Below are 19,969 nucleotides of genomic sequence, written 5' to 3'. Positions count from 1 at the left end.
CCTCTACAGGCAGCTGCGCTGGCGACCCGGAACCACGTTGGCCCAGCCCCTGCTGTGGTCGCTTCACCTGGCCTACCTCTTTATCCCACTGGGGCTGACCGCCCTGGCGGCACGCACGGCTGGCTGGCCGATTGCCTTGTCACTGGCCAGCCATCTGTTCAGCGCGGGCAGCATGGGGGCCATGATCCTCGGGATGATAGCCCGTGTATCCCTCGGACACAGTGGCAGAGCCCTGCAGATAGGACGCAGGATCACGGCGGCATTTGCACTGGTGATCCTGTCCGCGCTGTTGCGGGTCTTGCTCCCTCTCTTTTGGCCAAATCTCACCCTCACGGGATGGAACCTCAGCGGATGGAGCTGGGTTGCCGCCTACGGTCTGTTCATCTGGGTTTATACCCCCATACTGACCAGTCCCAGGGCGGATGGCCGCCCCGGCTAATCATCGCGTGGCCATGGCCGGATAGTGGATCAGATTGTGGAAGATGGCGGGAGCGACCCCAAGATTGCGATAGCCATGGGTACGGTCCGCTGCAAACCGGACGGCCTCACCCTGATCGAGGGAACGCCACGCCCCGTCAACCAGTACCTCCATCACACCGCTGATGACGATGACATGTTCGGTCACTCCGGGTTCATGGGGTTCTGACTCCCGCTGGTAGCCAGGTAGCAGGGTCAGTTCGAACAACTCGAAACCAAAGCGGGCCTCATAGGGGAAAAGCGGGGCAACCTGCATCCCCTCTCCCGCCGGCTGCTGTCGAATATCATCGGCAATACGGTATACCGTCTCTCCCTGTGCCGCTGGTGTCGGCTCAATGAAACTGGAGAAAGAGACCCGAAAACCGGTGGCAATCTTCCACAATGTTGCCACCGTCGGACTGGATTCACCTCGCTCGATCTGTCCCAGCATGGCCTTGCTCACCCCCGTTTCACGGGCGGCCATATCCAGGCTCCATCCTCTTTCAGTGCGCAGCCCTTTCAATCGCTGGGCCAGATAGCGACTCATCTCCTGCATCTGTTCTCCGATTTCTTCGAACCATATTGTGCGCCATAACGCACAGCGTTATAGTCCAAACCACATTGTACGCAATAGCGCACAAGCTATCAGCATCCACAAGGAAGTTTCCCATGCCCCTAGCCCTCCCCCACATGGTCGCGGGACTCATCGCCGTATTGGTGGGTTACACGAGTTCTGTCGTCTTGATCATCCAGGCCGCCACGGCCGCCGGTGCCGATGCAGCCCAGGTCTCTTCCTGGCTATGGACACTGGGTATCGGCATGGGGGTCAGCTGCATCGGCCTCTCCCTTTATTACCGGGTGCCTGTCTTGACGGCCTGGTCCACCCCGGGTGCCGCCCTGCTCATCACCAGCCTGGGGAACTTCAGTCTGGCTGAAGCCATCGGCGCCTTCATCATCTCTTCACTGCTGATCACCCTCTGCGGTATCAGCGGCTGGTTCGACAGGCTGATGCGTCACATTCCCGCCCCACTGGCGGCCGCCATGCTGGCCGGAGTCTTGCTCAGGTTCGGGCTGGATCTCTTCAAGGTGGCACCGCAAGATCCTCTGCTGCTTGGCACCTTGCTACTGGCTTTCTTGCTGGGTCGCCACCTCTGGCCCCGCTACACCATGGTGCTGGTCCTGGCGGCCGGCATGCTGCTCTGCACCCTGAGGGGCGAGCTGCAACTCAACGAGGTTCACTGGCAACTTTCCACCCCGGTCTGGATCTCGCCAGCCTTTTCCATCGACGCCCTGCTCGGCATCGCACTCCCGCTCTTTCTCGTTACCATGACCTCGCAAAACATGCCGGGCATTGCCATCCTGCGCGCCCACGGCTATCAACCGGCCACTTCTTCCCTGATTGGCTGGACCGGATTCATCGGCGTGCTGCTGGCACCGTTTGGCGGCTATGCCTTCAACCTGGCCGCCATCACTGCCGCCATCTGCATGGGCAAGGAAGTGGATCACGATGTCACTCGACGCTGGCCTGCTGCCGTGTGGGCTGGATGTTTCTACCTGCTCACAGGCTGTTTCGGTGCCACCGTGGTTGCCCTGTTCAGCGCATTCCCTGCGGCGCTGGTCACCTGCGTGGCCGGGCTGGCGCTGCTCGGCACCATAGGCAGCAGCTTGCACAGCGCCTTGCAGCAGGACGAGGAGCGGGAAGCCGCGCTACTGACTTTCCTCGTGACTGCCTCGGGGATCACCCTGCTCGGGGTCGGGTCTGCCTGCTGGGGATTGCTGATCGGAGTGACATTGCATCAAGTCAACCGGCTCCGCGCCTGACCTGACCATCTGGGGAGACTCCAGTGAGACGCAGCACATAATCCTGAGAAGAGCGTTCACATATGAACCTTATTCCTTTCTAGTAACAAAACGGCGCAGATCCTTCCCGACAAGCGCCGTTGTCAGACTCAATACTGGAGAACGAAGATGAGGAACCAGGCTGTCATTTTGTTACTGGCACTGCTGGGCGCCACCACGACCCAGGCTGCCGACACCGATCGGGAGCTGGCACGCCAGCTCGCGCTGCAGCAGAAGAACCTGCTGCCACTCCTGAACAATCAGGAATACCAGAGTCCACTGCCCAACCTGCTGCAAAAGGCCAGCCCGCGCCTGAAGCGCCAGGCTCGGGATGCCAACCAGGCGGCCATCAGTCGGCAAGGGCTGGATGGCGAGGTCAGGGAACTGATGCAACTGCGGCTGGCCAATCCGGATCAGGCGGATGCACTGCAACAAGGGGTTGAGCCACTGGTTGCCTACATACCAAGTGGTGACGAAAAGAGCTGGAGCGCCATCGAGGCGTTCGACAGCGCCGGCAGCCCGATCTATCTCGATGTGAACCAGCCGCCGGCGCGGCCGGTACTGGTGGTGGAGGCCGATCCGGTAAAAGCCAAGAATGCCGGCCTGAAGGTGATGCGAAAGGCGCTGGCTGCCGCCGACATGCAAGTGACGCCCCGTGCCACCAGCAACACCACGCCCCTCAAGACCAGCATTCTCAAGAAGATCAGGCTCAACGATGATCAGGAGCCCTGGCTGCTGGGCGCCGCCGAGGTCTATGCCGTCGTGGCCGGGGTCAATCCTGGCAGGGACGAGCCCGTGGTAGATATCGTCGACATGCCCTATCTCGACTACGACAACACCGACTACACCCCCAACCAGATCCTGGTCTATTGGGATCGCTACCGCTGGGGAGCCGTCGACGTGGTCATGATGGAGCAGGATGACAACGTCAATTACAAGGAGCTGAGTGCCCTCCTGATTGACGCACTCAAACTCGGCTTCACTGCGGGCGGCGTACCCGAGGCCCTGCCCTTCCTCGACCTCGGCGGTCGTATCGTCAAGGCACTTCCGGACTCCTGGATGACCAACAACGACGACTACCTCGACACCTTCTATACCCTGGAGCAGGACCAGAGCTATCACCAGTATCCCGGTGCCGCCGGCAATGCAGTCATCGATCTCGAGCCCAGGGAGATCCAGCCAACCCGGCCCTGACTGTCGCCCAAAACAAAAAGCCAATGAGAAGACTCATTGGCTTTTCTGTATCAGAGCCGCGGATCAGGCCTGACCTTTCGGCCTCACACCCAGTGTGTGACAGATGGCGTAGGTCAGCTCTGAGCGGTTCAGGGTATAGAAGTGGAAATCCTTCACCCCTTCCTGACTCAGCACACGCACCTGGTCGATGGCAATGCTGGCTCCCACCATGTTGCGCGTCATCTGATCGTTTTCCAGCCCTTCGAAACGCTGGTGCATCCAGCGCGGGATCTTCACGTTGGTGAAACCGGCAAACTTGGCCAGGGTCTGGTAGTTGGAGACCGGCAGTATCCCCGGCACGATCTCCGCATCGATACCGATGGCGGCGCAGCGATCCCGAAAACGCAGATAGGTCTCCACATCGAAGAAGAACTGGGTAATGGCCCGGTTGGCACCGGCATCTATCTTGCGCTTGAGGTTGAGCAGGTCGGATTGCGCACTGCGAGCCTCGGGGTGGCCTTCCGGATAGGCGGCGACCGAAATGTCGAAATCGGCTTCGGATTTCAGCAGGGCAACCAGGTCGGTGGCATACATGTCAGGCTTGTCGAGGCCGGGGGGCAAGTCTCCGCGCAGGGCCACGATGTGGCGAATGCCGCTGTTCCAGTAATCACGGGCAATGGTGCGCAGCTCGTCACGGCTGGCGTCGATACAGGTCAGGTGCGGGGCTGCGATGAGGCCGGTGCGCTCCTTGATGTCCTTGATCACCTTGTGAGTGCGGTCCCGGGTGCCCGAGTTGGCGCCATAGGTCACAGAGACGAATTTGGGCTCCAGCACCTGCAGGCGCTCGATGGACTGCCAGAGGGTGTTCTCCATCCCTTCGCTGTTGGGCGGGAAAAACTCGAAACTGACCGATATGTCGCCACCCAGATCCGCCAAACTCTGGTTGAGTGCCTCAACCTGACGCGCGCTGTGAAATCCCATCTGCTCTCTCCCTGTCCTGCAACCCATTCCTTCACGCCAAAACGGATGTTTGGACGTCTAAACGTCTTTCTATCTTTATGATAAAACGGATCAAAGTCAATACCGATTTGTCAGCGACAAGGGGGATTGCCGATTTTTTTATTTTGCAATTCAACCTAAGTAATGAGCGACCCCATCCCAAAATGCTGTCAGGCACGCTATGATGCGGGCGGATCGTCCTGGACGTTCTGAATCTGCGTGTGATTGTTTGGCCGGGTTTCCCGGCCTTTTTTTAACTTCTTTCCCCGCCTGCCGATAAGCAATTCAAGCGTTTGCAGGAGCCCCATCATGGAAGATCACCCCGGTTTTGCCACCGATCTGCTGTTCGATCGCTATCAGGGCGAGGTGACGGATCATGATGCGTTCTGGACCGTGCGCACCCCGGGCTCTCCAGACTACTACTTCGGCAACTACCTGTTGCTGCCCACCCCCCCAAGCGATCGTGACAAGGGCTGGCTCGAGGCCAGTTTCGACAGGCTGATTGGCTGGGATCCCCGTATCCGCCACCGCACCTTCCAGTGGCCCCTCGCCGCAGGCCAGAACAGCCGGGTCGCCGGGTTCGTGGCGGCGGGGTACCAATACATGGAGTGCGTGGTACTGGCGCTGAGTGCAATGGAGTGGCAAGCCCCCACCGGCAGCGACCTGGCCCCGGCTCGCCCGTTCACCGCGGCGGACTGGGATCAGTGGCTCGCCTTCGAGCTGGCAGAGCGGGATCCCACCCATTCGGAGGAGCGCTATCTTCCCTATCTCTTGTCACGCCGCCAGCTCTATCAGGCCATGATCGATGACGGGCTCGGACAGTGGTGGGGGTTATGGCACCAGGATCAACTGGTTGCCAGCTGCGGACTCTTCTTCACCGGCACCCTGGGACGCTTTCAACTGGTGCGCACGCACGCAGAGTGGCGAAACCGGGGGCTCTGTCGTCTGTTGCTGAGCCAGGTCGCACGCCAGGGACTGGCACAGGCCAGTTCGCTCATCATAGTGGCAGACGAGCACTATCACGCCCAGCGGGTCTATCGCGCTCTGGGTTTCGTGCCGGTGGCCCGTATCGGCAGCCTGTGCCGCTGGCCACGGGAATGACAGGTCATCATGCAGATGCAAAACGGGAGGCCAAGGCCTCCCGTTCTTCATGGTGAACCATCAGGGTTGTGCCCCCTCCAGTTCACTGGCGAGCGCCTCCTCCACTTCGGCAGGAGGCGCTGGAGCGACGGCTCCGGACACCGGTTCTGACGGAGGCTGGGTCGCGCTTGCTCCGGAGGGCGCTTGTCCATTCGGCACCACAGGAGCAGCAGGCTCGGTCCCGATGGCACCCGACGCAGGGACGGCAGGCACGCTCGCCTCACACTGACACTCCTGTCCCTTGCCCTGGTTGCCCTGATGGGGGGCATACCACCCTTTCAACCCCTGTTCCAGGCGATCGGCCGCCGCCTTGGGTGCCACGGTTCCCAGCAATACCTGCTGGCTCACCTCGGCCAGTTCATCCCCGAGCTTGGTAGTACCACGGGAGAGGATCTGGGTGGCAACCCGGATGGTGGAATCGCACTGATCCCGCCACTCCATCATCTCTCTGGCCGCCGGATTGGTGGCTTCAAAGAAGTGGTTGGAGAGCGAGAAGAAGCCGGGCAGCGAGTTGGTATAGAGCTCGGCAAACTGGGGAGTGGTCAGCCACTGCAGGAAGGTCATGGCGGCCTCCTTGTTCTTGCTGGCCGGATTCATCCCCATACCGATATCGGTGTGATCGGTGAAGAAACAGCCATCCCCCTGCTTTGCCACGGGCGGGCGCATGACACCGAAGTCCACCTTGCCGGTGAAGGGGGCAATCTCCCAGGATCCCGCCGCATAGAAGGCAGCCTTGCCCGAGGTGAACAGCTCGTTGGTGGTGGCGTAGTCGCGGCTCTCGCCCCCCTCCCCCAGGTAGTCACGCCAGCGGGCCAGCTCCTCGAACACCTTGACGTATTGCGGGTTGTTGAAGCGCTCCTGGCCCCCGATCAGCGCCAATCGACCATCCTCCCCTTTCCAGTAGTTGGGGCCTATGTTCTGGAAACCGAGCTCGGAGGCAACCCAGCTCTCCGAGCCGCTCACGGCGAGGGGAACATAGCGACCATCCGCCTTCACCTTGTCCAGGGCCGCGAAGAATGCCTCGCGGGTCTGGGGAACCGTCAGCCCCAGCTCACTGAAAATCTTCTTGTTGTAGAAGAAGCCGTGAATCACCGATGCCATGGGTACGCAGAAAGTCTGGGCGCCACTGTCGGTCTGCCAGGGGGATTGAGCAAAGCTCGGGAAGTTCTCCATCCCCGCCATCTCGCTCAGCTCCACCAGATGGCCCGCCTTGAACAGGGCCAGGGAGTCGTCAAACGGGCGACAGGTGATGAGATCCCCCGCCTTGCCCGCCTTGAGGCTGGCCCAGAGGGTCGGCATGTACTCGACGTTCTGCACCCCGTTGAATTTCACCTGAATACCCGGGTGGGCGGCCTCGAATGCAGGAATGATCTTCTGTTCCCACAAGGCCTTGTCATCTATGCGCCAGCTCTCTATCACCAGCTCGCTGGCCATCAGCTGGCCACACAACAGGAGACTCAGGGCCCCGATCCACTTGTTAGCCATAAGTCCTCCTACACCTTGAAATGGGCGATCAATTGCTGCTGCTTGGCGACCAGATCCGCCAGCACCTCACTGCTGCTGGCCGATTCCCGCGCCTCCCGCTCGGTCTCGTAAGCCACATCCGCAATGCCGGCGACATGACGGGCAACCCCCTGACTCACGGAGATCTGTTCCTGGGCGGCATGAGCCACCTGATCCGCCATCGCCTTGATAGCGCTCATCCGCTCGGCAATGGATTGCAGTGCCTCGTCCATCACCCGGGTCTGGGCCACGCAATCCTGGGTCTGCTCCTGGCTGCGTGCCATCACGGCCACCACGTGCTTGCTGGAACTTTGCAGGTTCTCGATCATGGCCTGGATCTCCTCGGTCGAGGTCTGGGTCCGGTTCGCCAGTGCCCGCACCTCGTCCGCCACCACCGCAAAGCCGCGACCGGCGTCCCCCGCCCTGGCCGCCTCGATGGCCGCGTTCAGCGCCAGCAGGTTGGTCTGCTCGGCGATGCTGCGGATCACGTCGAGGATGCTGCCGATGTTGTCGCTGAATTCCCCCAGCTTGTGGGTGATGCCGACCGCCTCTTCCATGGCTCCCGCCAGTTGTTCGGTGATCTGGCGCGTAGTCGCCACCTGTTTGCGTCCGGCGCGGGCCTCTTCATCCGCCAGGTCCACCTCGCGCTTGGTGCCGTCGGTGGAACGCGCCACCTCGGTGGCACTCACCTCCAGCTCGGTGATGGCGGCAGCCACCTGATCGGTCTGGCTCTTCTGATCCTGCACCCGTGACATGGCCCGCTCGCTTATCTCGGCGGCGCGGCTCGCCTCGTCCACCAGATGGCGCGAGCCGGCATTGATCTGGGCGAGCAGCTCGCCAGTCTTGTCTGCCAGGGTATTGATGGAGCGGGTCAGGCTGCCAAACTCGCAGCGGCTCTGGTAGTCGATGCGCCGGGTCATGTCACCCGTGGCCATGCGATCCAGCTCCCGATCGATGAGTTGCAGCGGACGCTGGATGCTGCGGGCTGTGGTGTAACCGATGAGGAGCGCGGCGGCTGCGGAGATGGCCGACACGATCAGGATCCAGGCGCTGGCGCTGCTGACGGCGTCATCCGCCCCGACCCGGCTCGCGCTGGCAATGCTGCCCGCCGATTTGGCCATCTCGTCCAGCAGCGCCAGGCTGTTGACCAGACTGGTGTCGAGCTGCTGGTTCAGGGACTGCAGCGAGGCCGCCAATTGCTGGCCATTGCGCATGGTCGCCAGCAGCCCTTTCGGGCCGAGGGCCAGCTCCTGCATCCGATCGAGGTTGACGATGAAACGCTGCCTCACGTCATCGGGCACCTGCACCCGTTCGAGCCGTTTGCGTGCCATCTCGATATCCTTGCCGAGCACCTTCTCCAATTCATTGAGATCGGTCTTGGCATCGGCCCGGCGGATGTTTTTCAGATCCCGGGCAATGCCGGAGGTGATGAGTTCGGCCTTGTTGCGCATGGAGCGTTTGCTCGCGGTCTGCTGCAACAACAGGTCGGCGGCCCACTGGTAGGTATCTTCCAGCCGGATGAACGCCAGCTCCAGTTCATGGCGCCGATCGAGTGCGGCCACCCACTGGCCGTGCTGGGTCAGCACCTGATCCGCCAACCCGTAGAACTCGCGGGTCGCCCCGTCGACCTGGCGGAACCGCTCGCTCGCCTCGGCCACCCCGTCAAACCGGGCCATCTCCTTGCTCTGGGCCAGGAAACGCTCCTGCTGCGCCTTGAACTGGCTGGCCAGTTGCGGCAACTGGGCCGCCTCCTCGCTGGTTCTGTAGGTGAGCACCCAGCGGTTGCTGTCCTGCAGTGCCCCCTTGAGCCCGGCGACTGCGATCACCAGGGGGGTGGCACGATCAGAAACCTGGGAGAGCCCCTCGTTGATCCCCCGGATCTTCAGAATACTGATGAAGCCGAGCAGAACCAGCAACAACAGCATCAGCACGAAGCCGGCGATGATCCGCTGCACAATAGATAAACCCATGGAGGCATCCTCACTCGTTGGGGAAAGGGGTGAATGCCGAGGTTATCGGCAGCGGGGTGCAATGGAATAGCGGTTCGTGACGCGATGGCGGGCCAGATCACAGTTGGCGTGACATGGCAGGCAGAAAAGGGCCCGAACAGAGCCGGGCCAAAGAGACATGCTTGGTTGTCATGGCCGAGCACCGGCCACGTTTGTCATCAGAAGCGGTAGCCGACGCCGAACATGAAGGCCACCGGATCGATGGAGGTGTTGATGGTGCCCACGGCGGTATGCACATCGGTATCGATGTCGATGAGCCAGGCGGAGGCGTTGACGAACCAGCGGTCATTGATCGCCATGTCCAGGCCCACCTGACCCGCCATCCCCCAGGAGGAGTCCACGCTCACATCCGTCCCGGCCAGGGCACCGCGCCCTTCCTCGTCGAAGAAGGTGGTGTAGTTGATACCGGCCCCCACATAGGGGCGCACCTTGCTGTTGGCATCACCGAAGTAGTACTGCGCCATCAGGGTCGGCGGCAGGTGTTTGACCTTGGCGACCTCACCCAGGCCGGCAGTCGACACCGAGTGGGAGAAGGGGGTCGCGGCCAGCAGCTCGACACCCCAGTTGTCCGTCAACATGTAGGAGAGGGTCAGGCCAAGCTGCATGGGTAATCCCCCCATTTTTTGGAGCACTCAAAAGTAGAGGTCATGCGGCCTGTGCCAAGCGCTGTTTCGGCGTGTAGCCGCCCAGCGCCATATTGGGCCGCTCATGGTTATAAACCCACAGCCAGTTCGTGGCAAATTCCTGTAACTCATTCAGTGACTCAAACAGGTAATGGCCCAACCAGTCGTAACGCACAGTGCGGTTAAATCGCTCTATGTAGGCATTCTGCTGCGGGTTGCCTGGCTGGATATACCTCAGCGCAATCCTCTTCTGCTGCGCCCATTGCTTGAGCTCTTCGCTGATGTATTCCGGACCATTATCACAGCGGATTGCGGCTGGTTTGCCCCGCCACTCGATGACCTGCTCCAGCACCCGTTTGACTCGCGAGGCAGGCAAGGAAAAATCCACCTCGATGCACAGTGCTTCGCGATTGAAGTCATCGATCACATTAAACAACCGCACCGAACGACCATCGCTGAGCTGGTCATGCATAAAGTCCATCGACCAACAGTGATTCGGTTGGTCAGGGACTGCCAACGGCTCCGGCTTGGCGCGTACTAGCCGCTTCTTGGGTTTTATCCGCAGATTGAGCTCTAGCGCCCGATAGATCCGGTAGACCCGCTTGTGGTTCCAGCCAAAGCCTTTGACGTTACGCAGGTACAGGAAGCACAGTCCGAAACCCCAGTTGCGCTGGTTGGCGGTGAGGCGCAGTAGCCAGTCGGCAATCTCCTGGTTTTCATCAGCCAGCACGGGCTGATAACGGTAGCAACCCTCGCTCACCTTGAACACCTGGCAAGCCAGACGGATAGAAATGGCGTAATGAGCCACAGCCTTGGTCGCCATCTCCCTGCGGGCAGATGGCGTCACCACTTTTTTGCCATCGCCTCGGAGATGATCTCAGCCTTTAGGCGCTCCTCGGCATACATCTTCTTAAGGCGACGATTTTCCTCTTCCAGCTCTTTGAGGCGCGCCATGAGAGAGGCATCCATGCCACCGAATTTGGAGCGCCACTTGTAGAAGGTGGCGGAGCTGATGCCATGCTCACGGCAGAGCTCAGGGACGGGTGAACCAGACTCGGCCTGCTTGAGGATGGCGATGATCTGTGCATCGCTAAAGCGTGATGTTTTCATGTAGAACCTCCTGCGTTCAAGATACGAGAAAATTCTACTTATGAGCACCTCAGTTTTTCGGGGGGATTACCCATGTTGCTGTCGATCTCCAGCTCGCCCGTCCCCAGCACGTTGTCACTGCTGGTCTGGGGAGAGACGAACGCCAGGCCACCACGGACCAGGATGTCACCGGCCTGATGTGCCATGGCGACGGGGGAAGCAAAAGCGGCTGCGATTAACAGAGGAAGGATATTTTTCATCACATTATTCCTTTTTTGTTTTCTTTCTATGTTGCAAGCCCGAAAACTATAAAAGGATGTGAATGGCCGGTTATTGATTTAGCTCAATAGTTATCAAGGAATAGATAGATGTACACAGCAGCTTTGATTGGACAATCAAACCGCAGATGAAAATAAAAAGTCATTCAAATACATGATGATGCCTTAAATTACCGCATCATCATGAAATGTAAAATACAAATTAAATACACCTTAAACATCTTCATATCACCTTTCAATTGTTGTTTAATTATGCCCCGGGGCGTATTTTATTAATGCGATGTAACCACGCTGTAATTTGAATTCTATGAAACCACAGACACGCAAAGACAAAATTCTCGGCATTCTTGCCGCCATCTGGGGGATAGGTTCCTTCCTCTTCATTCTGCTGGGTTTCCTGTTCGCCCTCGCCTTCCTGATGCTGACACACTGAGTCTGCCGGACGAGTCCCTCTTTTCTCCCTCTCATCCCTGGCCGGGCGCCAGACCGGCGCACCTCGCCCATCGGCCAACAAAAAAGGGGCCTTGGCCCCTTTTTCTCGAGTGACGCTTATTTCTCCAGTAGAGGAGCGAGGAAGCGCGCCGTGTGGGACTCCTTGCAACGGCTCATCTCCTCAGGCGTACCCGTCACCAGAATACGGCCACCACCAGCGCCCCCTTCCGGGCCCAGATCAACGATCCAGTCCGCGGTTTTGATGACGTCCAGATTGTGCTCGATGATGACGATGGTGTTGCCCCGATCCCGCAGCTGGTGCAGTACCTTGAGCAACTGCTGGATATCGTGGAAGTGCAGCCCCGTTGTCGGTTCGTCCAGGATGTAGAGGGTCTGGCCGGTGTCCCGCTTGGAGAGCTCCCGCGCCAGCTTGACCCGCTGCGCCTCGCCGCCAGAGAGCGTGGTGGCGGACTGACCGAGCCGGATGTAGGAGAGGCCCACGTCCATCAGGGTCTGCAGCTTGCGCGCCACCGCCGGCACCGGATCGAAGAAGGCACGGGCATCTTCCACCGTCATCTCGAGGATTTCGTGGATGTTCTTGCCCTTGTACTTCACCTCCAGGGTCTCGCGGTTGTAGCGCTTGCCCTTGCAGACGTCGCACGGCACGTAGACGTCCGGCAGGAAGTGCATCTCCACCTTGATGACCCCGTCCCCCTGGCACGCCTCGCAGCGTCCCCCCTTCACGTTGAAGGAGAAGCGGCCCGGCTGGTAGCCACGGGAACGCGCCTCCTGGGTGCCGGAGAGCAGCTCGCGGATCGGGGTGAACAGGCCGGTGTAGGTGGCCGGGTTGGAGCGCGGGGTGCGGCCGATGGGGCTCTGGTCGATATCCACCACCTTGTCCAGATGCTCCAGCCCCTCGACGCTGCGATAGGGAGCCGGGGTGGACTCGGTGGCCTTGTTCAGCTCGCGGTGGGCGATGCGGAACAGGGTGTCGTTGATCAGGGTCGACTTGCCGGAACCGGAGACGCCGGTGACGCAGGTCATCACTCCGATGGGCAGATCCAGGTTGACGTTGCGCAGGTTGTTGCCGCTAGCCCCTTTCAATTTCAGCCACTTGCCGGTGAGCGGGGTGCGCTCGGCCGGGATGGCGATCTGCTTGCGCCCGGAGAGGTAGTCACCGGTCAGGGATTCGGGGTTCGCAATGATCTCCTCCGGCGTCCCCTGGGCGACGATGGCCCCGCCGTGCACGCCAGCCCCCGGGCCGATGTCGAGCACATGGTCGGCGAGGCGAATGGCATCCTCATCGTGCTCCACCACGATCACGGTGTTGCCGAGATCACGCAGGTGGGTCAGGGTCTTGAGCAGCCGCTCGTTGTCCCGCTGATGCAGACCGATGGAGGGCTCGTCCAGTACGTACATGACCCCCACCAGGCCAGCCCCGATCTGGCTGGCCAGCCGGATCCGCTGCGCCTCGCCACCGGAGAGGGTCTCTGCACTGCGCGACAGGCTCAGATAGTTGAGGCCGACGTTCACCAGGAAGCCGAGCCGCTCGACGATCTCCTTGAGGATCTTGTCCGCTATCTGGGCACGCTGACCGGACAGGTTCAACCCTTCGAAGAAGGCCAGGGCATCGCCGATGGACTGCTCGGCGATGGCGGGCAGGTTGCGATTGTCCACGAAAACGTGGCGGGCTTCTTCCCGCAGTCGGCTGCCACCGCAACTGGTACAGGACTTGTTGGCAATGTATTTGGCCAGCTCTTCCCGCACCGCGTTGGATTCGGTCTCCCGGTAACGGCGCTCCATGTTGTGCAAAATCCCCTCGAACGGGTGCTTGCGCACCACCACGTCGCCGCGGTCATTCATGTAGCGGAACTCGATCTCGGTGCGCCCGGAGCCGCGCAGGATCACCTCCTGGGTCTTGAGCGGCAGATCCTCCCAGGGGCTATCCAGGTCGAACTTGTAGTGATCGGCCAGGGATTTGAGCATCTGGAAGTAGTAGAAGCTGCGCTTGTCCCAACCACGGATGGCGCCGCCGGCCAGGCTCTGGCCTGGATCATGGATGAGCTTGGCGGGATCGAAATACTGCTGCACCCCGAGACCATCACAGGTGGGGCAGGCCCCCGCCGGGTTGTTGAAGGAGAAGATCCGGGGCTCCAGCTCCGACATGGAGTAACCGCACTCGGGGCAGGCGAAGTTGGCGGAGAAGGTCATGGGGGCAACCCCATCCTCCCCGTCCATCGGCACCACCAGCACGATGCCGCCGGAGAGAGTCAGCGCCGTTTCGAACGATTCGGCCAGGCGCAGGGCCAGGTCATCGCGCACCTTGAAGCGATCCACCACCACCTCGATGGTGTGCTTCTTGTGCAGCTCCAGCGCGGGAGGATCCGACAGATCGCACACCTCGCCGTCGATGCGGGCGCGGATGTAACCCTGGGCCGCCAGGTTCTCCAGCAGCTTGGTGTGCTCCCCCTTGCGGTTGCGCACCACGGGGGCCAGCAGCATCAGCTTGGCGCCTTCGGGCTGGGCCAGCACCTGATCCACCATCTGGCTGATGGTCTGGGCCGCGAGCGGAATGGCGTGGGTCGGGCAGCGTGGCTCGCCGACCCGGGCGAACAGCAGCCGCAGGTAGTCGTAAATCTCGGTGATGGTGCCGACGGTCGAGCGCGGGTTGTGGGAGGTGGACTTCTGCTCGATGGAGATGGCAGGCGACAGCCCCTCGATGTGGTCCACGTCCGGCTTCTCCATCAGGGAGAGGAACTGGCGGGCATAGGCGGAAAGCGATTCCACATAGCGGCGCTGCCCCTCGGCATAGAGGGTATCGAACGCCAGGGAGGATTTGCCCGAACCGGACAGGCCGGTCACCACGATCAGCTTGTCACGTGGCAGGATCAGGTTGATGTTCTTGAGGTTGTGGGTGCGGGCACCCCGGATCACGATTTTTTCCATCTTGTTGCGCGCTCGATACGGGAACCAGAGCGGGCCAGTATGGCATAGAGACTACTGGATGAATAGACAGTCTTTCCTTCCGTGCCCCTTCCTCAGAGATACTCCTTGGCCCAGCTCACCGCCTGCAACCGGTTCTTGACGTTCAGCTTCTTGAAGACGTTGTAGAGATGGGATTTGACGGTGTGTTCGCTCACGAACAGGCTGTCGGCGATCTCGGTGTTGGAGGCCCCCGTCATCAGGTGACGCACGATCTCCTGCTCGCGGGCGGTCAGCAGCGTCTGCTGACGCTGAGGTTGCCCGCTCCCCTTGCGGTAGTAGTCCACCAGGTCGCACAGCAGGTGGCGCGGGATCCAGTACTCCCCCTGCAACACCTTGCGGATGCCGAAGACCAACCTGTCCAGCGTGTCCTGACGAAAGAAGAGCCCGCTGGTATGGGGCCACATCAGCAGCAGCTCTTTGTTGGTGCTGGTCGGGGCATTGAGCAACACGGCACTGGCCTCGCCAAAGCGCTGGCAGATGGCATTGCTCCACAGCTCCTGCTGGGTCGACTTGAGGTAGTCCAGATCGATCAGCAGCAAGGTTTTGGGGGCGCCCTCTGCAACGTCTGGCAGGTCATTCAGCTCCCCCACCAGCAAGATGGGCAGACCAAGCTCTTCACTGAGGTGACGCTGGAAACGGGAGGCTTGTGCGTTATTTTCGGTGATCAGCACCAGGAGGGAGTCGGGCGTCATCAAGAGAACTTCCTTGCACATTCGAGTCGGGGCTTTTTGGCAAGGAAGAGTACCAATCCCCCTCCTGGCTGCAGCATTAAAAAAGTATTAGACGCATCGGTGGCTCCTTTGAAGCCCAGCAATTTTCCAGCCAATACAATTGGCTAGCACGCCCCCCCCATTTGGGGGGTCAAGTAGTGCCGGTGCGCACCATAACAGCTCCGCCCTCTTCACGCAGCCTGCCCCAGCCGCCTCCCCTTGCTGGTGACACCTTACCTCGGGTAAGTTACTCAGGCTGTGGCGATCCATTGACGCCACAGTGGCAGGGAAGATGTGCGCTCATGCCCGCCAACTGGTACTATGGCGGCCAAACGCTGCGGCCGATCCATGACGCCTCTGCCGGCAAGCTCCGGCGCAGCCAGGACACTGAAGAGAGATGACACCCAGCCAGGGCGCGCATCTCGTTGCAAACAAACGCATTATTGAATGGGCCCAGGCATCTGGCCTGGCCGGTATACATAAGGGTGGAAGAGAGATTATGGCCAGTCGAGGCATCAACAAAGTCATTCTGATCGGTAACCTGGGGCAAGACCCGGAAGTGCGCTACATGCCGAGCGGCGGTGCCGTGACTAACATCACCCTGGCCACCTCCGATACCTGGCGCGACAAGCAGACCGGTGAGCAGAAAGAGCGCACCGAATGGCACCGTGTCGTCTTCATGGGCAAGCTGGCCGAAGTGGCCGGCGAGTACCTGAAGAAGGGCTCCCAGGTCTATGTGGAAGGCAAGCTCCAGACCCGCAAATGGCAGGATCAGAGCGGCCAGGAGCGCTACACCACCGAGGTGCTGGTCGACAGCTTCACCGGTGTGATGCAGATGCTGGGTGGCCGTCCGCAGGGCGGTGGCCAGGGCATGGGCGGCCAGTCATCCCAGGGCAACTGGGGCCAGCCGCAACAGTCTGCACCGCAACAGAACATGCAACGTCCTGCTGCCCCGCAGCAGAACATGCAACCGCAAGGCGGTTACGGCCGTCCGGCCCAGCAGCCGCAATCCGCCCCGCCGGTCTACAACGAACCGCCGATGGATTTCGACGACGATATTCCGTTCTGATCCCCTGCGGCAGGCCCTGATTCATCAGGGCCTTTTTTTACCTGTTTCTGACGCATTCACCTCCCCCGACGACCATGTTGCTGCCACTTTCCCGCGCTTTACGTCCTCTTCGTCCAGGCTTGTGGCTATCATCGAGACGATTTCTCCCTTCGGGAACCTGCATGAACTACTTGAGTCGTCTGCTGTGCCTCGCCCTGCTGATGTTCGGCAGCCACCTTGCTGCGGAGCCGCTGCGGGTGGGAGTCAGCTTTGCCATTCCTCCCTATGTCATCAGCCACGAAGACAGGGGCATCGAACTCGATCTCATGCGAGAGGCCTTCGCAGGCAGCCCCCATGAGCTGCAGGTCGTCTATCTTCCCCTGGAGCGCACCTTCAGGATGCTGGAGGAAGGTAAGCTGGACGCCATCATCAACGTCAAACCCGGCATGCTGGAAAGTGCCTACCTCTCACAGCCGGTGATCACCTTCCACAACCGGGTCTTTACCCTGGCGCCGACGGCAGTCCACACCATGAAGGATTTGCAGACCCTGCGAGTCAGTGCCTTCCAGCGTGCACGGCAGATCCTGGGAACGACCTTCTCCGACATCGTCGACCAGAATCCCCGTTATGAAGAGGTGGCGAGGCAGGAGGGACAGGTACAGCGGCTCCTGCTCGGGCGCACCGATGCCGTGATCCTGGAACAACGGGTGTTCTACTACTATCTGGCGCAGTTGCTCGGGGATGACCAGGAGGGCGACCGCTATCCCAAGGACAAGGTCAGACAGCACGACCTCTTCCCCCCGACTCACTACCACTTCGCCTTTCGCGAGGCGGGCCACCGGCAATGGTTCGACAGACAGCTCTCCAAGATGAAGGCGGACGGGCGCTATGAGCGAATTTTTGCCGCCTATGGCACCACCTCTACTGCCGGAGACAAAAAAGCCAGCCCATGATGGACTGGCTTGATACCGGCTCCGGGGAGCCGCAGTGGATGGAGCGTTACTTCATCGCGCTGCCGTTTTTCAGCTCTGCTTTCTGCCGTTTGGCTTCGCGTTTCTCTTTCAGTGACATCTGCGGTTTTTTCTTGGCATCTTTGCCGTGATGCTGTTCTTTGTTGCTCATCATCAGACTCCAAAAAGGTTACCTGGACAGTTGGAACGGGTGTTCCAGCATGTCAGCCGAATCGTGGATTTCAGTACGCCAACAGTGACGATCGGGGATCGCACTGGCCTCAGCATACTCCCAATCTTCCGCCGGGATCCAGCCTATCGGCAGCGCCTGTCAGCCAGGCGTTCCCGTAGCGTGCTCCCCCAGGAAATGACGACCTGGCGACACTTTTGGCATCCGGGGACGGATGGTCAGCCTGTCTCCGATGGATGTGTGTTAGGGTGGGCATTCAACGATCGCAGGAGCGCGTCATGAAGAAGCTGGAAATGAAGGATCTGACCGAGGCCGAGAAAGCCGAGATTGCCCTGCTGGTGCAAAAGGCCCAGGCCAATGCCGATCACACCCTGACCAACGGGGAGCGCAACAAGATCCGCGAGGCAGGACGCCAGAAGATCGCCGCCGATCGCGCCCAGGCCGCCAAGGCGGCTTCCACACTGGCGCGGGAGAAAGCCAAGGAGCGAGCCAGTGCCCAAGTACTGCCCGACACCTTCAACTGGTCCGATTCCGTCAGCAACAAATACCGTGGCAGACGGTAACGGCAGCATGAATGCACGCAGAAGACTCTGCTGAAAAAAAAGCGGCTGGCAGAGCGTGATGTCATTCCCCTGCAAAGGGCAGCAGGAGGCACCTGGCTGTATGGAGATGGTATTCACCTGACAGTTGCCCACAAAAGGGAGTGGTCATACGGCTTCAAACCGGATAACAAAACGGTACCCCTACCGTGTTATCCGGAGTCACCGTATGACCACCAACGAGAAAGTAGCACGTCGTAAACTCAGCCTGCTAGAGCTCGCCAAAGAGCTCAATAACGTCAGCAAAGCCTGCAAGCTCATCGGCTACAGCCGTCAGCAGTTCTACGAAATTCGCCGTAACTATCAGACCTATGGCGCCGAGGGCTTGCTCGACAAACTCCCCGGCTGTAAAGGCGCTCATCCCAACCGGGTCGCTCCCGAGATTGAACAGGCCATCCTCGATTACTCTCTCACCAGACCAACCCATGGCCCGCTGCGGGTCGCGCAAGAACTGGCTCTGCAAGGCATCAACGTCAGTGCGGGCGGTGTGCGTGGCGTGTGGCAACGTCACGACTTGCTCTCCAAGCATGACCGCTTGTTGCGCCTCGAGAAAACCCACAGGGAACAGACGATTGAGCTCAATGACGAGCAGATCCGCCTGCTCGAGCGCTTCAGCCCCGAGTTTCGCGAACGCCAAATTGAGGTTCACTACACCGGGGAACTGGTGGCGGTCGACACCTTCTTCGTCGGCGCACTCAAGGGGGTGGGCAAGGTGTATCTGCAAACCGTACTGGACTGCTACAGCCGCCACGCCTGGGGACGGCTCTACACCAGCAAGCTGCCGGTGACCTCGGTCCATGTGCTCAACGAAACGGTCCTGCCGTTCTTCGAGGCTCACGAGGCGCGGGTCTATACCATCCTGTCGGACAACGGGCGCGAGTTCTGCGGGCGCCCTGACCATCACCCCTACGAGCTGTTCCTGCAACTGGAGGGGATTGAGCACCGGACCACCAAGGTACGCAGGCCGCAGAGCAACGGCTTTATCGAGCGGCTACATCGCACCCTGCTGGATGAACACTTCCGTATCAAGGGGAGGACGACCTGGTATGAATCAGTGGAGCAGATGCAGACAGACCTGGATAGCTACCTGGGACACTACAACACCCAGCGGCCACATCAGGGCAGGATGATGGAGGGTCAGACCCCCTACAGCATGTTCAAGAAGGGTCTGAAATTGATACCGAAGGAAGTGCGCACTAAAGTAGCGTAAACAAGACACCGGTTTGAGGCCGGTGTCAGGTGATAACTAGATCTGTACAACCTGGCAGCAGACGCACATCCGGATAAAACGCCGATCCAGCCATCACCGTCAGAAATGAATACCAAGATAAAGATTGCCATGACGGGATGTGCGTGTTCTAATCGTTTTCGATGGTTCGGTAGTTCAGACCTGATTATGTTAGGCAGTCATCTTAAAGCAGTGATTTGTGCAGGCAGTTATCCCCGATAATTCTTGCCAGATAATTCTCCTTCTTTAGTGCTCCCCATACGTATTTCTGACGAAAAATCATGGATTGCCACCCTAATGGCGTTTCACTAATCACTATTCAAGGAAATTATCATGTCCAACAAAATGACTGGTACCGTAAAGTTCTTCAACGCCGAGAAAGGCTTCGGTTTCATCTCCCCGGCTGACGGCAGCAAAGACGTGTTCGTTCACTTCTCCGCCATCCAGTCCAACGGTTTCAAAACCCTGGAAGAAGGTCAGCGCGTTGAGTTCACCATCGAGCAAGGCCAGAAAGGCCCGGCTGCTGCCAACGTTACTGGCCTGTAATTCACGCCCGAGCCGCCTTCCGTTTATCGGCAGCGCCTCAGCAAGAATTGAAAAAACCCGCTTCGGCGGGTTTTTTGTTGCCCGTTTCCGGGTGGCCGACCTGTTGCCCTGCTTCCCTAGCGCCACGGGCAGCAAAAAGGGCACCCTGGTGGTGCCCCATTTCCTGGTCAGG

The 19,969-nt window shown here is 60.0% G+C and carries 18 protein-coding genes and 2 pseudogenes (1 of these 20 cut by a window edge); 10 read left to right on the top strand and 10 right to left on the bottom strand.

The window, feature by feature from the left end; all coding sequences use genetic code 11:
- Window positions 1-439 carry the 3' end of an NnrS family protein gene (locus tag C2U37_RS09425; RefSeq protein WP_104452175.1) on the top strand. 758 nt of this gene lie to the left of the window's left edge, so only the last 439 of its 1,197 coding nucleotides appear in the window; its start codon lies beyond the left edge, outside the window; the stop codon is at window positions 437-439.
- Here the strand turns inward: C2U37_RS09425 and C2U37_RS09420 are convergent, their stop codons facing one another.
- Window positions 440-1,012: a helix-turn-helix domain-containing protein gene (locus C2U37_RS09420; protein WP_010674223.1), complete on the bottom strand. Its 573-nt coding sequence runs from the start codon at window positions 1,010-1,012 to the stop codon at window positions 440-442.
- Between the two features lie 113 nt (window positions 1,013-1,125).
- On the opposite strand from C2U37_RS09420, the gene C2U37_RS09415 reads away from it, so the two are divergent.
- Window positions 1,126-2,277 (top strand): benzoate/H(+) symporter BenE family transporter, encoded by a 1,152-nt coding sequence (locus C2U37_RS09415; protein WP_233768466.1) that lies wholly within the window; start codon window positions 1,126-1,128, stop codon window positions 2,275-2,277.
- 147 nt (window positions 2,278-2,424) lie between these two features.
- Window positions 2,425-3,489, top strand: a complete 1,065-nt coding sequence (locus tag C2U37_RS09410; protein ID WP_104452174.1) for a DUF3103 family protein — start codon at window positions 2,425-2,427, stop codon at window positions 3,487-3,489.
- A 63-nt stretch (window positions 3,490-3,552) separates the two neighbouring features.
- Here C2U37_RS09410 and metF read toward each other — a convergent pair whose 3' ends face one another.
- Window positions 3,553-4,449 (bottom strand): methylenetetrahydrofolate reductase, encoded by an 897-nt coding sequence (gene metF, locus C2U37_RS09405; RefSeq protein ID WP_010674220.1) that lies wholly within the window; start codon window positions 4,447-4,449, stop codon window positions 3,553-3,555.
- 327 nt (window positions 4,450-4,776) lie between these two features.
- Here metF and C2U37_RS09400 point away from each other — a divergent pair, with 327 nt between their 5' ends.
- Complete coding sequence (locus C2U37_RS09400; RefSeq protein ID WP_104452173.1) at window positions 4,777-5,568, top strand: GNAT family N-acetyltransferase; 792 nt, start codon at window positions 4,777-4,779, stop codon at window positions 5,566-5,568.
- Between the two features lie 60 nt (window positions 5,569-5,628).
- Here C2U37_RS09400 and C2U37_RS09395 read toward each other — a convergent pair whose 3' ends face one another.
- The 5 genes and pseudogenes from C2U37_RS09395 to C2U37_RS09375 all read right to left on the bottom strand — a co-directional run.
- Window positions 5,629-7,092, bottom strand: coding sequence for an extracellular solute-binding protein (locus tag C2U37_RS09395; protein ID WP_104452172.1), 1,464 nt, complete (start codon window positions 7,090-7,092; stop codon window positions 5,629-5,631).
- An 8-nt stretch (window positions 7,093-7,100) separates the two neighbouring features.
- A complete protein-coding gene (locus C2U37_RS09390) occupies window positions 7,101-9,080 on the bottom strand; it encodes a methyl-accepting chemotaxis protein (protein WP_039040116.1) in 1,980 nt (659 codons plus the stop codon).
- A 197-nt stretch (window positions 9,081-9,277) separates the two neighbouring features.
- Window positions 9,278-9,721, bottom strand: a pseudogene (locus C2U37_RS09385) (OmpW family outer membrane protein); the annotation flags it as partial.
- A 43-nt stretch (window positions 9,722-9,764) separates the two neighbouring features.
- Window positions 9,765-10,852, bottom strand: a protein-coding gene (locus C2U37_RS09380; RefSeq protein ID WP_088821966.1) for an IS3-like element ISAs22 family transposase whose coding sequence is annotated in 2 segments (ribosomal slippage) — window positions 9,765-10,600 and window positions 10,600-10,852 — 1,089 coding nt in all. Because the reading frame shifts where the segments join, the coding sequence is not laid out codon by codon here.
- Window positions 10,853-10,923: 71 nt separating this feature from the next.
- Window positions 10,924-11,091: pseudogene (locus C2U37_RS09375) on the bottom strand (outer membrane protein OmpW); the annotation flags it as partial.
- Window positions 11,092-11,416: 325 nt separating this feature from the next.
- Here C2U37_RS09375 and C2U37_RS25250 point away from each other — a divergent pair.
- Window positions 11,417-11,542 carry a hypothetical protein gene (locus tag C2U37_RS25250; protein WP_010674215.1) on the top strand — a complete coding sequence of 42 codons (126 nt, stop codon included), beginning with the start codon at window positions 11,417-11,419 and terminating at the stop codon, window positions 11,540-11,542.
- Between the two features lie 116 nt (window positions 11,543-11,658).
- Here C2U37_RS25250 and uvrA read toward each other — a convergent pair whose 3' ends face one another.
- Both uvrA and C2U37_RS09365 read right to left on the bottom strand, forming a co-directional pair.
- The gene (gene uvrA / locus C2U37_RS09370; protein WP_104452171.1) at window positions 11,659-14,487 is read right to left on the bottom strand and encodes an excinuclease ABC subunit UvrA; all 2,829 of its coding nucleotides are present in this window, start codon (window positions 14,485-14,487) and stop codon (window positions 11,659-11,661) included.
- A gap of 92 nt (window positions 14,488-14,579) precedes the next feature.
- A complete protein-coding gene (locus tag C2U37_RS09365; RefSeq protein ID WP_010674213.1) occupies window positions 14,580-15,218 on the bottom strand; it encodes a LuxR C-terminal-related transcriptional regulator in 639 nt (212 codons plus the stop codon).
- Window positions 15,219-15,735: 517 nt separating this feature from the next.
- On the opposite strand from C2U37_RS09365, the gene C2U37_RS09360 reads away from it, so the two are divergent.
- Window positions 15,736-16,305 (top strand): single-stranded DNA-binding protein, encoded by a 570-nt coding sequence (locus C2U37_RS09360; RefSeq protein WP_104452170.1) that lies wholly within the window; start codon window positions 15,736-15,738, stop codon window positions 16,303-16,305.
- Window positions 16,306-16,466: 161 nt separating this feature from the next.
- A complete protein-coding gene (locus C2U37_RS09355) occupies window positions 16,467-17,237 on the top strand; it encodes a substrate-binding periplasmic protein (RefSeq protein ID WP_104452169.1) in 771 nt (256 codons plus the stop codon).
- A gap of 46 nt (window positions 17,238-17,283) precedes the next feature.
- On the opposite strand, the gene C2U37_RS25245 is transcribed toward C2U37_RS09355, so the two are convergent.
- Entirely contained in the window at window positions 17,284-17,409 is a 126-nt protein-coding gene (locus C2U37_RS25245) for a hypothetical protein (protein ID WP_257520123.1), read from the bottom strand.
- A 293-nt stretch (window positions 17,410-17,702) separates the two neighbouring features.
- Between C2U37_RS25245 and yjbD the strand changes: the two genes are divergently transcribed.
- From yjbD to cspE, 3 genes are all read left to right on the top strand, one after another.
- The gene (yjbD, locus tag C2U37_RS09345) at window positions 17,703-17,987 is read left to right on the top strand and encodes a DUF3811 domain-containing protein (protein WP_104452168.1); all 285 of its coding nucleotides are present in this window, start codon (window positions 17,703-17,705) and stop codon (window positions 17,985-17,987) included.
- Between the two features lie 205 nt (window positions 17,988-18,192).
- The gene (locus C2U37_RS09340) at window positions 18,193-19,233 is read left to right on the top strand and encodes an IS481-like element ISAs19 family transposase (RefSeq protein WP_104452167.1); all 1,041 of its coding nucleotides are present in this window, start codon (window positions 18,193-18,195) and stop codon (window positions 19,231-19,233) included.
- Between the two features lie 351 nt (window positions 19,234-19,584).
- Window positions 19,585-19,797, top strand: coding sequence for a transcription antiterminator/RNA stability regulator CspE (gene cspE / locus C2U37_RS09335; protein WP_042078672.1), 213 nt, complete (start codon window positions 19,585-19,587; stop codon window positions 19,795-19,797).
- Window positions 19,798-19,969: the final 172 nt, after the last annotated feature.

This window comes from Aeromonas sp. ASNIH1 (assembly GCF_002934285.1).
GTDB lineage: Bacteria > Pseudomonadota > Gammaproteobacteria > Enterobacterales > Aeromonadaceae > Aeromonas > Aeromonas caviae.
Note: the sequence above shows the minus strand (reverse complement) of the source record. Positions and strands in the feature narration are given on the sequence as shown.